Raw genomic sequence first — 13586 nt, 5'->3', positions numbered from 1 at the left:
TGCTTATTCTTCGCTGGTGTGCACTTTGCGGTGCAGGATCGCCTGGAATTCATCGGCGAAGGTGTAGTAACGGCCCAGCAAGGTTTCGCTGCGGGCAGCAAAACGGTTGTAAGCGATAACGGCTGGAATGGCGGCGAACAGACCGATCGCGGTGGCGATCAGGGCCTCGGCGATACCCGGTGCAACAGTGGCCAGGGTGGCTTGCTGGGCAGTTGCCAGGCCACGGAAGGAGTTCATGATGCCCCAGACGGTACCGAACAGACCGATATACGGGCTCACGGAACCGACGGTGGCGAGGAACGGCAGGCTCTGCTCGAGCTTTTCTTCTTCGCGGGAAATGGCAACGCGCATGGCACGGGCCACGCCTTCCATGACCGCTTCCGGGTCAACGCCTGGCTGCTGGCGCAAACGGGAGAATTCCTTGAAGCCAGCACGGAAGATTTGTTCGACGCCGGAATCCGGGTCCGGGTTGCTACCCGCCTGGCGGTAGAGTTTGGACAGGTCGATACCCGACCAGAAGCGCTCTTCGAAGCTCTCCAGGGCGCGTCGACCGGCACGCAGCAGGTTGCTGCGCTGAAAGATCATGATCCATGAGGTCACCGATGCGGCTACCAGGGTCAGCATTACCAGTTGCACCACGATACTGGCATTGCTGACCAGGCTCCACATGGAGGAATGGTCGACGACGTTAGCTTCCACGCTTTATCTCCTGCTTTGAGTGTGTACCCGCGCCGCTCACGGCGACAAAGGCCGCTCGTAGAGCTTCGGGAATGGCCCGGGGTTTTAAACTTTCAGTGCGCACACAGGCCACCAGAAACTGCCCTTCACAGAGCAATACATCATCGGTGGCCCGTCTGACCTGCTGCTTGAAGCGCAGGCTGGCACGGTTCAATTCGACTACTTCAGCGCTTACCAGCAGCTCGTCGTCCAGTCGCGCCGGCGCGTGATAGCGCGCTTCGCTGGAATGCACGACGAACAACAGGTCCTCCCCGGCAAGCGAAGATTGGGCAAAGCCCAGCTCTCGCAGTCGCTCGGTTCGAGCCCGTTCCATAAACTTGAGGTAATTGACGTAATACACGATGCCGCCCGCATCGGTGTCCTCGTAATAAACGCGACAACGATGTGCGAAAGGCTCAAGCCCGTTTTGCGCGCGCATACTCTAGTGCTTACTCCTCGGGTTGCCAATCCGGCCAGGCAACTGTTTTTCAATGTTCTGCGGCTTTCGCGCAAAAGTACGGTCCTGGGACCACACAATGCCCGAAAAAATCAGCTCGCAATGTTAATTAATCGTCCACGGCATCAGGAAACTCGTCTACCACGGGCATCTCGCCCAATCGTGACGGAATGTTTAAGCCGAAGTGCAGATACGCATGTCGCGTCACTACCCTGCCCCGCGGGGTACGCATGATGTAGCCCTGCTGGATCAGGTAGGGCTCCAGCACATCTTCAATGGTGTGGCGCTCTTCGCTGATGGCTGCGGCCAGGCTGTCCACCCCGACCGGCCCGCCATCGAACTTCTCGATCATGGTCAGCAACAGGCGCCGGTCCTGGTGATCGAAGCCACGCTCGTCGACATCCAGCAGGTTCAGGGCCAGGTCGGCGATTGGCTTGGTGATATGGCCCTTGGCACGAACTTCTGCGAAGTCACGCACCCGGCGCAGCAAGCGGTTGGCGATCCGCGGGGTACCGCGGGCACGCCGCGCGATTTCAAAAGCGCCTTCCGGATCCAGTGGCAAGCCAAGGATGTTCGCCGAGCGGCTGACAATCGTCGACAGGTCGGCGTTGCTGTAGAACTCCAGGCGCTGGACGATGCCGAAACGGTCACGCAGCGGGTTGGTCAGCATCCCCGCCCGCGTGGTCGCACCGACCAGCGTGAACGGCGGCAAATCAAGCTTGATCGACCGCGCGGCAGGCCCCTCGCCGATCATGATATCGAGCTGGAAATCCTCCATCGCCGGGTACAGCACCTCCTCGACAATCGGCGACAAACGATGGATTTCATCGATGAACAGCACATCGTGTGGCTCAAGGTTGGTCAGCAACGCCGCCAGGTCGCCTGGACGCTCGAGGACCGGCCCCGACGTGCTCTTGATCGACACGCCCATTTCCTGGGCGATGATATTGGCCAAGGTAGTCTTGCCCAGGCCCGGCGGACCGAAGATCAAGGTGTGGTCAAGGGACTCGCTACGCCCTCGGGCGGCCTGGATGAACAGTTCCATTTGCTCGCGAACGGTCGGCTGGCCGATGTATTCGGCCAGGCTGACGGGACGTATCGCGCGGTCCTGGACTTCCTCGCGATCACGGGGTGCACCCGTGGCAGCGATCAGACGATCAGCTTCAATCACTTAGATCATTCCCTTCAGGGCACGACGAATCAGGTCTTCGCTGCTCAAGCCTTTCTCCTTGATGGCGGAAATCGCCTTGCTGGCTTCCTGCGGCTTGTAACCCAGGGAGATCAGCGCACTGACCGCGTCGTTTTCGGCGGTATTGACCGGCGCAGGGGCATCCGGCTGGTTAGGCACCAGGGCAAACATGGCTGGTACGGTTTCCCAGGCCTTGAAGCGATCCTTGAGCTCCACCAGCAGGCGCTCGGCGGTTTTCTTGCCCACGCCCGGCACCTTGGTCAACGCCGAGGTATCCTGGGACTGCACGCAACGCACCAGTTCGTCGACTTCCAGGCTCGACATCAAGGCCAGGGCCAGTTTCGGCCCTACACCATTGAGACGGATCAACTCGCGGAAAAAGTCTCGCTCACGCTTGCCGACGAAGCCATAGAGTAACTGCGCGTCTTCGCGCACGACCAGATGGGTGTGCAGCGTCAGCGGCTCACCGACCGACGGCAGGCGATAAAGCGTGGTCATGGGCACTTCCAGCTCATACCCCAGGCCGTTTACATCCAGAATCAGGTGCGGCGGCTGTTTTTCAGCCAGTGTGCCGCGCAAGCGTCCAATCACGTTACAGATCCTTGAGCGTTGACCAGCCCTGGGCCAGCGGCTGACAGAACAAGGGTTTTGCGCCGACAACCCAGGCGCATGCCCCTCATTCCAGAAAAATGATTGCTGATGCTATCAGAGACGCAAGCGCCCGCCACGACTGCGTGCCGCGCCCAGGCCATGGGGCAACAGGCTGGAGCGGGTGTGCGCATGGCAAATGGCAATGGCCAATGCGTCGGAGGCGTCGATTTGCGGTTTACTGGTCAGCTTCAGCATGTGCATGACCATCATCTGCACCTGCTCTTTGTTGGCTGCGCCGGTACCGACCACAGCCTGCTTGACCTGGGTGGCCGTGTATTCGGCAATTTCCAGGTTTTCTTCTGCGCCGGCCACGATGGCCGCGCCACGCGCCTGCCCCAGCTTCAGGGCGGAGTCGGCGTTGCGGGCCATGAACACCTTTTCGATGCCCATGGTCACCGGACCGTAGGTCTGAATGATTTCCCGTACACCGCGATAAACGATCTGCAGGCGCTCGTGCAACTCGCCGGCGCCGGTGCGGATGCAACCGGAAGCCACGTACTCACAGCCACGACCGGTATCGCGCACCACACCATAACCGGTAATGCGCGAACCGGGGTCGATACCAAGAATTAAAGTCATAACGCCTGTGAGTTAAGTAAAAGCACGCCATTAAAGACTGCGCAGAACAAATGTGGGAGCGAGCCTGCTCGCGAATGCGGACTTTCAGGCAGCATGGTTGCTGAATTTGAAGTCGCTTTCGCGAGCAGGCTCGCTCCCACACTGGATCGCAGTCGCCGTTAACCGAGCTGTGCGGCGACCGACTCCGGGATGTCCGCATTGGAGTAGACGTTCTGCACGTCATCCAGATCCTCGAGCATATCGATCAGCTTGAGGATTTTTTCTGCGCCTTCCAGATCCAGTTCGGCACTGGTGGTCGGCAACATGACGATTTCTGCGTCATCACCTTTGAATCCGGCCGCTTCCAGCGCGTTGCGCACCGCATAGAATCCGGTGAACGAGGTGAACACATCGATAGAGCCGTCTTCGTTGCTGACCACGTCATCGGCATCGGCTTCCAGCGCAGCTTCGGTCAAGGCATCTTCATCGACGCCTGGCGCAAAGCTGATTTGCCCCTTGCGTTCGAAAAGATAGGCCACAGAACCGTCAGTGCCGAGGTTGCCGCCGCACTTGCTGAACGCATGGCGAACAGCCGCCGCGGTCCGGTTGCGGTTGTCCGTCATGCATTCGACCATCACCGCCACGCCGCCGGGACCGTAACCTTCGTAAGTCAGTTCTTCGACGTTGTCGGCTTCGGTCGCGCCAGCGCCACGAGCAATGGCGCGATCAATAATGTCGCGGCTCATGTTCGCACCAAGGGCCTTGTCCAGCGCCAGGCGCAGGCGCGGGTTGGAGCCCGGATCGCCACCACCCTGACGGGCCGCGACGGTCAGCTCACGAATCCACTTGGTGAAGATCTTGCCTCTCTTGGCATCCTGACGTTCTTTGCGGTGCTTGATGTTCGCCCACTTGGAATGACCTGCCATAACTCGCTCCGAATTCTCTTTGACACATTGCCCGCCCCGCTGCATCGCTTCGGCCGGCAAACAAAAATCTTGGATTGCTCTACATATGCAGAAAGGGCGCATCCGCAGATGCGCCCTTCAGGTGAACCTTACTCTGCCTTGGGCGTTTCGCGCAGACGAATGTGCAGTTCACGCAATGCCTTGGCATCGACCTGACCCGGCGCCTGAGTCATGACGTCCGCCGCGCTCTGGGTTTTCGGGAAGGCGATCACTTCACGGATCGACTGGGCACCGGTCATCAACATCACCAGGCGGTCCAGGCCGAAGGCCAGGCCACCGTGCGGCGGCGCGCCGTACTTCAGGGCGTCGAGCAGGAAGCCGAATTTCTCTTCCTGTTCCGCTTCATTGATACCCAGCAGACGGAAGACCGACTGCTGCATCTCTTTGCGGTGAATACGGATCGAACCGCCACCGAGCTCGGTACCGTTCAATACCATGTCGTAGGCACGGGACAGGGCGCCAGCCGGGTTGGCTTCCAGCTCTGCCGGGGTGCACTTCGGCGCGGTGAACGGGTGGTGCAACGCGGTGAAGCTGCCGTCGTCGTTCTCTTCGAACATCGGGAAGTCGACGACCCACATTGGCGCCCACTTGCAGGTCAGCAGTTCCAGGTCGTGGCCGAGCTTGATACGCAGGGCACCCAGGGCTTCGCTGACGATCTTGGCTTTATCGGCACCGAAGAACACGATATCGCCATCGACCGCACCAACGCGATCGAGGATCACGTTGAGGTTGGCTTCGGGAATGTTCTTCACGATTGGCGATTGCAGGCCTTCGACGCCTTTGGCGCGCTCGTTGACCTTGATGTACGCCAGGCCCTTGGCACCGTAGATACCGACAAACTTGGTGTAGTCGTCGATCTGCTTGCGCGGCATGCTTGCCCCGCCTGGAACACGCAGAGCGGCGATGCGGCATTTAGGATCGTTGGCCGGGCCGCTGAACACCTTGAAATCGACTTCCTTGAGCTGGTCGGCAACGTCCACCAGTTCCAGCGGGTTACGCAGGTCTGGCTTGTCGGAACCGTAGCGGCGCATGGCTTCTTCGAACGTCATGTGCGGGAACTCGCCGAATTCCAGACCCAGCACTTCCTTGAACAGGTTGCGGATCATTTGTTCGGTCAGGCCCATGATCTCTTTTTCATCGAGGAAACTGGTCTCGATGTCGATCTGGGTGAATTCCGGCTGACGGTCGGCACGCAGGTCCTCGTCACGGAAGCACTTGGCGATCTGGTAGTAGCGATCGAAGCCAGCCACCATCAGCAGCTGCTTGAACAGCTGTGGCGATTGCGGCAGGGCAAAGAACGAACCGGCGTGGGTACGGCTTGGTACCAGGTAATCACGCGCGCCTTCAGGAGTGGCGCGGGTCAGGATCGGCGTTTCGACGTCGAGGAAACCGTTCTCGTCCAGGAAGCGACGGATACTGGTGGTCATGCGCGAACGCAAGCGCAGCTTCTCGGCCATTTCAGGACGACGCAGATCCAGGAAGCGATAGCGCAGGCGGGTTTCTTCGCCGACGTCGGAAAACTCGTTCAGCGGGAACGGCGGGGTTTCCGACTCGTTCAGCACTTCCAGCTCATAGCCCAGGACTTCGATCATGCCCGACGCCATGTTGGCGTTGGTGGCACCGGCCGGACGCAGGCGAACCTTGCCGGTGATCTTCACGACGTACTCGCTGCGCACGCGATCGGCGGCGGCGAAGGTTTCAGCGCGGTCCGGATCGAACACCACCTGGGCCAGACCATCACGATCACGGATATCGAGGAAAATCACCCCACCGTGGTCACGGCGACGGTGGACCCATCCGCAAAGGGTAATTTCCTGGCCGTCCAGGCTTTCGTTCAGTTGGCCGCAATAATGGCTGCGCATCATGGTAGTGGTTTCACTTCTCGTAATTCGACATTCGTTTGGAGCTCCTGCGCCGATCCGCTGGCGGATGACGCAAGAGCTCGCGCGTGTGGTTCAACTCAGGCCCTGAAACCTAGTCAGCTTTGTCGCCGCCGGCCAGGTTCTTCTTGGAACCGGTCTTGAAATCGGTCTCGTACCAGCCTGTGCCGCTGAGGCGGAAGCCTGGCATGGACAGCATCTTCTTAAGCTCTGGCGCCTGGCACGCAGGGCAGTCGACCAACGGTGCATCGCTGATCTTTTGAATGGCTTCCAACTGATGACCACAGGAAGCACATTGGTAATCGTACATCGGCATGGGGGTTGTCTCGGCGATCAGATTGCTACCGCGCACGCTGGGTTTTGCGGCAAAGAGCGGGATTATATCCATTAAATGCAGCCTGTGCAGCCGTAAGACTGCACAGATCGACACGCTGCCCTTTGATACATCAGGTTCAAGCCAGAACCGGGCAACGCCCCTCCTTGCGACTGTGGACAACACAGACCACCCGCACCAGCCCGCTGAAATTTCTCACCCCGCCATGACGCAAATGCACTTGGCGATCGACATGGGACAGCAACGCGCTGACCGAACAGCTATTGACCCTGGCCATGTCGGCTAAAATATCCCAATACACCTGCTCAAGCCGCAAACAGGTGGCAAAGCCATTCAATCGCACCGATCGGGACAACGGCCGGGCCAACCCCATATCGAACTCACTGACAAATGGATCGACCGTTATATCCTTGGTCTGCCCGCCCCGCCCCTCAGCTCTCCTGCCTTCATATTCCATATCGCTGACACTCCTTTGCCATTTGCGGTTTCTATAAGAGCAATGTGAGTGCTTATAAAAACGCCAGGGCAAAGTTATAGCCAGATGACTTTATGACCATCCGCGTAGGATAAGCCAACAACGGAAGGCGGATGAGGGAGAGCGTCCTAGTCAGGCACTTTTCCTACAGCAACGAGCGAATATTCGCTCAATCAACTGGGTGCCATTCTGACGAAAAGGAGCGCGCGAACAACAATGCCATCCACGCGCCAGTGCATCATTGATCCAAGAGTGCGCGCAGCATCCACGCGGTTTTCTCGTGGACCTGCATGCGTTGGGTCAGCAGGTCAGCCGTAGGCTCGTCGCTGACTTTTTCGAGCAACGGGAAGATCCCTCGGGCGGTGCGCGTGACAGCCTCCTGCCCCGCCACCAGTTGCCTGATCATGTCTTCGGCAGCCGGCACACCCTCTTCCTCCTTGATGGAAGACAAGCGCGCATAAACGGAATAGGCGCCCGGGGCCGGGAACCCGAGCGCGCGAATTCGCTCGGCAATCGAATCGACCGCCAAGGCCAACTCGTTATATTGCTCCTCGAACATCAAATGCAGGGTGCGAAACATCGGGCCGGTGACGTTCCAATGGAAGTTATGGGTTTTCAGGTAAAGCACATAGGTGTCCGACAGCAGACGAGAAAGTCCGTCGACGATGGACTTGCGATCCTCTTCACTGATACCGATATCGATTGCCATGTTTTTCCCCTAAAGGTGATGAAGTTCATCCAACAGGTGCAGGACCACTCTAGCAAGCCTGTCGCCAGGCTGCAGCCCGCAAGCCTCGGCGGGCGACAGCAAGGGCTGCGATGCACCGCTGGACTCCTTGATTTGAGTAGCCTGCAGCTTTGCTGTTAAATAGACCGCGTGTCGTCAGTGCCTATTTTTTCGGGTGCTACGCATAGGCTGATACCGGGCACGTGTCCAACGCCTCTTATTTATTCCGAAGCGAACCGTGCGCCATCAGCTCTTCCTTGTGAGCTGTCTTAACGTGAGTTAATCAAAATGTTGAAAATCGTCCACCTGCTGATAGGCGCAGCGGCCTTGCTGCTGTCCTTCTTCCCTAGCCTGCGATCCGAAGCCCTGCCTTACCTGCAACAACCCGAGGCGCTGTACCTGGCCTTTTTTGGCCTGCTCAACCTGACACTTGCTCCAGTTATCCCTTACTGGAACAAAGGCCCGCGCCATCAATTGCAGAACCTGGTCAGCGCCCTGCTGGTGTTGGCTGTCGTCCTGCAAACCCTGACGCTGATCGCGGAGATTTCGGTCATTGCCGGTCAGCCCGCCGTGCTGTTCAGCCTGGTTGCAGCCCTGATCGCTGTTGCCCTGCACCTGGCCATCAGCTTCTACAAATCGTCACCGGCCGCCGCTTCGCCTAGCTATGACATGAGCAACCGCGATACCGGTACCGTCAAGTGGTTCAATACCTCCAAAGGCTTCGGCTTTATTTCCCGCGACTCCGGCGATGATATTTTCGTGCACTTCCGGGCCATTCGCGGTGAAGGCCATCGCGTTCTGGTCGAAGGCCAGCGCGTCGAGTTCTCCGTCATGAATCGTGACAAAGGCCTGCAAGCCGAAGACGTCATCGCCGCCCTGCCGCGACGCTGATCAACGGCAATAAAAAAACCGCGAACGAGTTCGCGGTTTTTTTATGCCTGCGTTTCTTCCAGCGCTACTACTTAATAATGCGGCGGTGGCGCTTCCTCTTCGAAAGACTCGAACTGGCCGACCATTTCCTCTTGCCGCTTGAGGAGCGCGGCCATTTGCAGCTGCAGGCGTTCGACAACCCGCTGCTGCGCCACCAGGACATCATTCAATGCCTGGATGGTGTCATCCTGAAACGCCAGGCGGCTTTCAAGGTCGGTGACGCGCTCTTCGAGGCTCATGATTCAACCCTCCTCAAACTTGAAATCATCGGTCAACACCAGACGCAGCCGTTCGCGAATCGCCTCGACCTGCTCTGCACTGTAAGGTTTGGCCGGGTGCTTGCCCCAGATAGGTGCCGGCCAGGCCGCGTCTTCATGCTTGCGCACGATCACATGCATGTGCAACTGACTGACCACGTTGCCCAGGGCAGCGACGTTCAGCTTGTCGGCATCGAACGAGTCCTTGAGCAACTCTGCCAACGAGGTCGTTTCCTGCCACAGCTGCTGCTGATCGGCGACACTTAACTGAAATATCTCGCTGATATCGTCCCTGCGTGGCACGAGGATGAACCAGGGATAGTTCGAATCATTGGACAGCAGCAACCGACAAAGCGGGAAATCGCCAATCGGTAGTGTGTCTTGTTGAAGTCGTGGATCTAAAGCGAACACTGCACATACTCCCGCCAGGTCATCATTATTCAGCTTAGCGCCCATCCAGTGAGATCGTACGCCAAGCCACTGGACGGCAGCATACCTTGCCAGCTTTGCTGTGAACCACCGCCCACGCTGTTCGAGGATCCACAAATGGTACATGCGCGCCCCGAGATGAGACATTTCCTGCGAAAAAGCACCAATATAGAACCAATGGGCTGCAAAAAACGCGAAAATGACCAGAACGCTACGGCCCGCCCACGTCACCTAAAAACTCCGACTGTTTGAATTCAGTACAGTCATTGAAATTTTTTGCACCAAAACCGCACAGTACGTCTACGCTGAGTGCTTCGCATATCCGCCATTTACTCACTGGCGGGGTGAACCGGTAACGCTTTTGCATGTCACGCGGCCAGACATGGAGGTCAAACACGATGCCCACCCCTACGTCAAGCTTGAAATAAAGCAGCATGAGCCCCCCGGTTTTATGAGGTTTTTACCGCTTCAAGCAGCCAGACAGAAAAAAACATCGATGGAGTTCTGATTTGTGCACGCTTGTTGCATTGATACCCACATCGTCTATAAGGCACCGCGGGAAGCGGCCAGCCTCAAGACCAAAAAAAACAGTGGCAGGGTAGCCCGATGGAGATTCAAACGTTTCACCAGGGACTCTTTTTATCGATGCGCCAGTCCAGAAAAACAGCATTAAAGTTGTCAGTCCGGTTGCATCGGGGCTGTAAATTTGCGACATCTAGCTAGCCGTTTACGACAGGGTCGTAAAGAAGCTGAAAGGATAGATGCGCAAGTATCGCCAACATTGTCGGCGTGATATAAGTTTGCGCCGACACAAAAAGAAAGAGCCGCCCAGATAATAAAACAGGTGGAGCGGCAGTACTCTTCTAAAAACCAAAGGAGCAAATCACGATGCGCGTGATGAAGTGGAGCATGATCGCACTGGCTGTTGCAGCTGGTACCTCGCAGTTCGCAGTGGCGTCGTCCCAGGACGAGTCCAAGGGTTTCATCGATGATTCGAGCCTGAAACTCAAAACTCGTTTTGAGTACATGAACCGCGACTACAAAAACGGTGCAAGCAACCCATCGAGCGGCACCGCCGGCTATCGCCAGGACTCCGGTCTGAGCCAGTTGCTCACTTACGAGTCGGGCTTCACTCAAGGTATTGTTGGTTTCGGCCTCGACGCCATGGCCATGGGCGCTGTCAAACTGGACGGTGGCTCGGGCAAGCGTGGTAACGGCCTGTTCGCTAACGACAGCGATGGCAACCCGGAAAAATCCCAAGGCAAGGTTGGCGGTGCAGTGAAACTGCGTTTGTCCGACACCGTCCTGAAATACGGCCAGCAGTTCGTTGCCAGCCCAGTATTCGCTACCGACGACAGCCGTATGCTGCCAGAAGTTGCTACCGGTACCCTGTTGACTTCCAAGGAAATCAAAGGCCTGGAAGTGAGCGCTGGTCGCTTCACCGCGCTGAGCAAGCAAACCGGTATGGCCCGTGACAGCATCGGCGGCCTGACAGATGAAGATGGCAACCACGGCAAAGGCCTGAGCGATGGCATCAACATCTTCGGTGCCAGCTACGCCTTCACCGACAACTTCAGCGCTGCCGTCGCTGCGTCGGATGCTGAAGAGTACTTCAAGAAGTACTACGTCAACATGAACCTGACTGTGCCAATCAACGATGAACAATCGCTGAACTTCGACCTCAACGGCTACAAAACCAAGGGCGACAAGCGTGGCGACCTGGTTGACGCGATCGGCGACGGCACCCTGGGTGTGGACAACAACCTGTGGTCCCTGGCAGCTGCCTATAGCCTGGGCGCGCACAAGTTCACCCTGGCCTACCAGCAGTCGAGCGGCGACAACGCTTACTACTACGGCGTTGACGGCAACAGCACCATCTTCGTATCCAACTCCATTCAGATCTCTGACTTCGTGGGCCGCGAGGAGAAATCCTACCAAGCTCGCTACGACCTGAACATGGCGCAATACGGCGTTCCTGGCCTGAGCTTCATGACCCGTTACGTAATGGGTGACAACATCAAGACCAACGGTCTGGGTGAAGGTAAGGAAAACGAGTGGAACCTGGAGTCCAAGTACGTCGTACAGGAAGGTCCAGCAAAAGACCTGTCGTTCCGTGCACGTTTCGCCAACTACCGCTCGAACGGCGCGTACAGCGGCTACTCGTCTGACGTCTACGACACCCGCCTGATCATCGAGTACCCACTGAGCATCCTGTAATCAGGGTGTAAGTAGGCAACTGCGTAGATCAAGAACCGCCCACCTTTTCAGGTGGGCGGTTTTTTTATGCATGCCACATGGCAAACGCTGCCGCAAGCAACTTGCGCGCATAACGTTAATACTTTTTTCAATGAACTCATCAACAGTCACAAAAAAACCCAAGAGACTATTCACCTCTTGGGCTTATGTAACAACTAACAAACAGGCTTACAGTACGGCCGCTTCCTGAACCACACGAACTACACGCTGAGGAAATGGAATGTCAATACCCACCGCTTTCAATCGATCACGGGACTTTTCGTTAAACATGAACATCACATCCCAGTAATCCGCTGTTTTCACCCAGACACGCAGGGAAACGGTGATTGAACTGTCACCCAGGGTCGAAATGACTGCTTGCGGTGCCGGGTCGTCCAACACGCGCGGATCCTTGGCCAGTTCCAGCAAGACTTCACGAGCCTTTTGCAAATCCGCTTCGTAATCGACACCCACATCAAATACCACCTTGCGGGTCGGTTGACGGTTGGTGTTGGTGATGATGCCGTTCGACAGATTGCCGTTAGGCACGATGATGGTCTTGTTATCGCCGGTGCGCAGCACGGTGTGGAAGATCTGGATGCTGTCGACAGTACCCGCTACGCCTTGGGCTTCGATCCAGTCACCGATACGGAAAGGACGGAACAGCAGAATCAGCACGCCGCCAGCGAAGTTAGCCAGGCTGCCCTGCAACGCCAGGCCAATGGCCAGGCCAGCCGCACCGATTGCCGCCACGAACGAAGTGGTTTCCACACCAATCATCGACGCCACGCTGACGACCAGCAGGATCTTCAGAATGATGTTCGCCAGGCTGCTGATAAAGCCTTGCAGCGCAAGATCAGCGTTACGCAGGGCTATCAGGCCACCGAGCTTGTGCGTGACCTTGTTGATCAACCACCAGCCGATCGCCAGGGTAATCACTGCCAGCAGCACACGGCTGCCATATTCCATGATCATCGGGATCCAGGACTGGGACACCTTGACCAGGTTGTCTACTTCAGCATTTAAGTCCATCTGCTTTCTCCTGCATTTTTCCGGCTACCCGGCACGCGAAAAATAAAGCGGCAGAAAGACCAAATCCTGTGCGGATCGATCGTTTCTGCCGTTGCTTGGGCCTCGGACGCCGAAAACGCCTGGAGGTTCCCGCCTTGCACGTCAGTCGCGGAAGTTGTTGAACTGCAGCGGCATGCCGAATTCCTTGGCGCGCAGCACTGCAATGGCTTCCTGCAGGTCGTCACGCTTCTTGCCGGTGATGCGCACCTGCTCACCCTGGATGGCGGCCTGCACCTTCAGCTTGGCGTCCTTGACGTGAGCGACGATTTTCTTCGCCAGCTCCTTGTCGATGCCTTCCTTGAGCACAGCTTCCTGCTTCATCAGCTTGCCCGATGCAAACGCATCCTTGACCTCAAGGCACTGCACATCGATCTTGCGCTTGACCAGGGCCAGCTTGAGGATCTCAATCATCGCTTCGAGCTGGAAATCCGCTTCAGCGGTCAGGTTGACGGTCAGGTCCTTTTCCTTGAACTCGAAGCTGCCTTTGCCTTTCAGGTCATAGCGACGATCGAGTTCCTTGACGGCGTTCTCGACCGCGTTGGTGACTTCGTGTTTGTCCAGTTCGGATACCACGTCGAACGACGGCATGTAATCTCTCCAATAAATAGGGCGCGCTCGATCAAGATGGAGCACGCCTGGCTTGCGGTTAAAATCCGCGCTGATTATAACGGGTCTTTCCGATCATTCACTGCGAGCCACCCATGCGCGCCT

At 57.4% G+C, this 13586-nt stretch carries 16 protein-coding genes; 2 read left to right on the top strand and 14 right to left on the bottom strand.

Features of this window, described 5'->3' with window-relative positions; genetic code table 11:
* Positions 1-3: 3 nt before the first annotated feature.
* From tolQ to PSUM_RS26880, 10 genes are all read right to left on the bottom strand, one after another.
* Complete coding sequence (gene tolQ / locus PSUM_RS26925) at positions 4-699, bottom strand: protein TolQ (protein WP_007995636.1); 696 nt, start codon at positions 697-699, stop codon at positions 4-6.
* Entirely contained in the window at positions 689-1156 is a 468-nt protein-coding gene (ybgC, locus tag PSUM_RS26920; RefSeq protein ID WP_020798457.1) for a tol-pal system-associated acyl-CoA thioesterase, read from the bottom strand. The genes tolQ and ybgC overlap by 11 nt, the downstream gene beginning before the upstream one ends.
* Before the next feature lie 127 nt (positions 1157-1283).
* A complete protein-coding gene (ruvB, locus tag PSUM_RS26915; RefSeq protein ID WP_020798458.1) occupies positions 1284-2345 on the bottom strand; it encodes a Holliday junction branch migration DNA helicase RuvB in 1062 nt (353 codons plus the stop codon).
* Positions 2346-2954, bottom strand: coding sequence for a Holliday junction branch migration protein RuvA (gene ruvA, locus PSUM_RS26910; RefSeq protein WP_020798459.1), 609 nt, complete (start codon positions 2952-2954; stop codon positions 2346-2348).
* A gap of 114 nt (positions 2955-3068) precedes the next feature.
* Positions 3069-3593, bottom strand: coding sequence for a crossover junction endodeoxyribonuclease RuvC (gene ruvC, locus PSUM_RS26905; RefSeq protein WP_020798460.1), 525 nt, complete (start codon positions 3591-3593; stop codon positions 3069-3071).
* Between the two features lie 158 nt (positions 3594-3751).
* Positions 3752-4498 (bottom strand): YebC/PmpR family DNA-binding transcriptional regulator, encoded by a 747-nt coding sequence (locus PSUM_RS26900; protein WP_020798461.1) that lies wholly within the window; start codon positions 4496-4498, stop codon positions 3752-3754.
* 128 nt (positions 4499-4626) lie between these two features.
* Positions 4627-6402, bottom strand: coding sequence for an aspartate--tRNA ligase (aspS, locus tag PSUM_RS26895; RefSeq protein ID WP_020798462.1), 1776 nt, complete (start codon positions 6400-6402; stop codon positions 4627-4629).
* A gap of 109 nt (positions 6403-6511) precedes the next feature.
* A complete protein-coding gene (locus PSUM_RS26890) occupies positions 6512-6733 on the bottom strand; it encodes an FmdB family zinc ribbon protein (protein WP_007977333.1) in 222 nt (73 codons plus the stop codon).
* A gap of 136 nt (positions 6734-6869) precedes the next feature.
* Complete coding sequence (locus tag PSUM_RS26885) at positions 6870-7208, bottom strand: ribbon-helix-helix domain-containing protein (RefSeq protein ID WP_020798463.1); 339 nt, start codon at positions 7206-7208, stop codon at positions 6870-6872.
* A gap of 256 nt (positions 7209-7464) precedes the next feature.
* Entirely contained in the window at positions 7465-7935 is a 471-nt protein-coding gene (locus tag PSUM_RS26880; protein ID WP_020798464.1) for a Dps family protein, read from the bottom strand.
* Between the two features lie 306 nt (positions 7936-8241).
* On the opposite strand from PSUM_RS26880, the gene PSUM_RS32395 reads away from it, so the two are divergent.
* A complete protein-coding gene (locus PSUM_RS32395; protein WP_020798465.1) occupies positions 8242-8844 on the top strand; it encodes a cold-shock protein in 603 nt (200 codons plus the stop codon).
* A 71-nt stretch (positions 8845-8915) separates the two neighbouring features.
* Here the strand turns inward: PSUM_RS32395 and PSUM_RS26870 are convergent, their stop codons facing one another.
* Both PSUM_RS26870 and PSUM_RS26865 read right to left on the bottom strand, forming a co-directional pair.
* Complete coding sequence (locus PSUM_RS26870) at positions 8916-9122, bottom strand: SlyX family protein (protein WP_007977339.1); 207 nt, start codon at positions 9120-9122, stop codon at positions 8916-8918.
* Positions 9123-9125: 3 nt separating this feature from the next.
* Positions 9126-9551 (bottom strand): HIT domain-containing protein, encoded by a 426-nt coding sequence (locus tag PSUM_RS26865; RefSeq protein ID WP_020798466.1) that lies wholly within the window; start codon positions 9549-9551, stop codon positions 9126-9128.
* 906 nt (positions 9552-10457) lie between these two features.
* Here PSUM_RS26865 and PSUM_RS26855 point away from each other — a divergent pair.
* Entirely contained in the window at positions 10458-11786 is a 1329-nt protein-coding gene (locus PSUM_RS26855) for an OprD family porin (RefSeq protein ID WP_020798469.1), read from the top strand.
* A 207-nt stretch (positions 11787-11993) separates the two neighbouring features.
* Here the strand turns inward: PSUM_RS26855 and PSUM_RS26850 are convergent, their stop codons facing one another.
* Complete coding sequence (locus PSUM_RS26850) at positions 11994-12836, bottom strand: mechanosensitive ion channel family protein (protein WP_020798470.1); 843 nt, start codon at positions 12834-12836, stop codon at positions 11994-11996.
* Positions 12837-12977: 141 nt separating this feature from the next.
* Complete coding sequence (locus tag PSUM_RS26845) at positions 12978-13463, bottom strand: YajQ family cyclic di-GMP-binding protein (protein WP_007977344.1); 486 nt, start codon at positions 13461-13463, stop codon at positions 12978-12980.
* Positions 13464-13586 lie beyond the last annotated feature (123 nt).

The sequence above is a fragment of the Pseudomonas umsongensis genome, assembly GCF_002236105.1.
In the GTDB taxonomy this organism is placed as follows: Bacteria; Pseudomonadota; Gammaproteobacteria; order Pseudomonadales; family Pseudomonadaceae; genus Aquipseudomonas; species Aquipseudomonas umsongensis.
This window is presented reverse-complemented; position numbering and strand designations above follow the sequence as displayed.

Coding starts and splice junctions, on each gene's coding strand:
- ybgC (WP_020798457.1), bottom strand. CDS start 1,156: ATGCGCGCGCAAAACGGGCTTGAGCCTTTCGCACATCGTTGTCGCGTT.
- ruvC (WP_020798460.1), bottom strand. CDS start 3,593: ATGACTTTAATTCTTGGTATCGACCCCGGTTCGCGCATTACCGGTTAT.
- PSUM_RS26900 (WP_020798461.1), bottom strand. CDS start 4,498: ATGGCAGGTCATTCCAAGTGGGCGAACATCAAGCACCGCAAAGAACGT.
- aspS (WP_020798462.1), bottom strand. CDS start 6,402: ATGATGCGCAGCCATTATTGCGGCCAACTGAACGAAAGCCTGGACGGC.
- PSUM_RS26890 (WP_007977333.1), bottom strand. CDS start 6,733: ATGCCGATGTACGATTACCAATGTGCTTCCTGTGGTCATCAGTTGGAA.
- PSUM_RS26885 (WP_020798463.1), bottom strand. CDS start 7,208: ATGGAATATGAAGGCAGGAGAGCTGAGGGGCGGGGCGGGCAGACCAAG.
- PSUM_RS26880 (WP_020798464.1), bottom strand. CDS start 7,935: ATGGCAATCGATATCGGTATCAGTGAAGAGGATCGCAAGTCCATCGTC.
- PSUM_RS32395 (WP_020798465.1), top strand. CDS start 8,242: ATGTTGAAAATCGTCCACCTGCTGATAGGCGCAGCGGCCTTGCTGCTG.
- PSUM_RS26870 (WP_007977339.1), bottom strand. CDS start 9,122: ATGAGCCTCGAAGAGCGCGTCACCGACCTTGAAAGCCGCCTGGCGTTT.
- PSUM_RS26855 (WP_020798469.1), top strand. CDS start 10,458: ATGCGCGTGATGAAGTGGAGCATGATCGCACTGGCTGTTGCAGCTGGT.
- PSUM_RS26850 (WP_020798470.1), bottom strand. CDS start 12,836: ATGGACTTAAATGCTGAAGTAGACAACCTGGTCAAGGTGTCCCAGTCC.
- PSUM_RS26845 (WP_007977344.1), bottom strand. CDS start 13,463: ATGCCGTCGTTCGACGTGGTATCCGAACTGGACAAACACGAAGTCACC.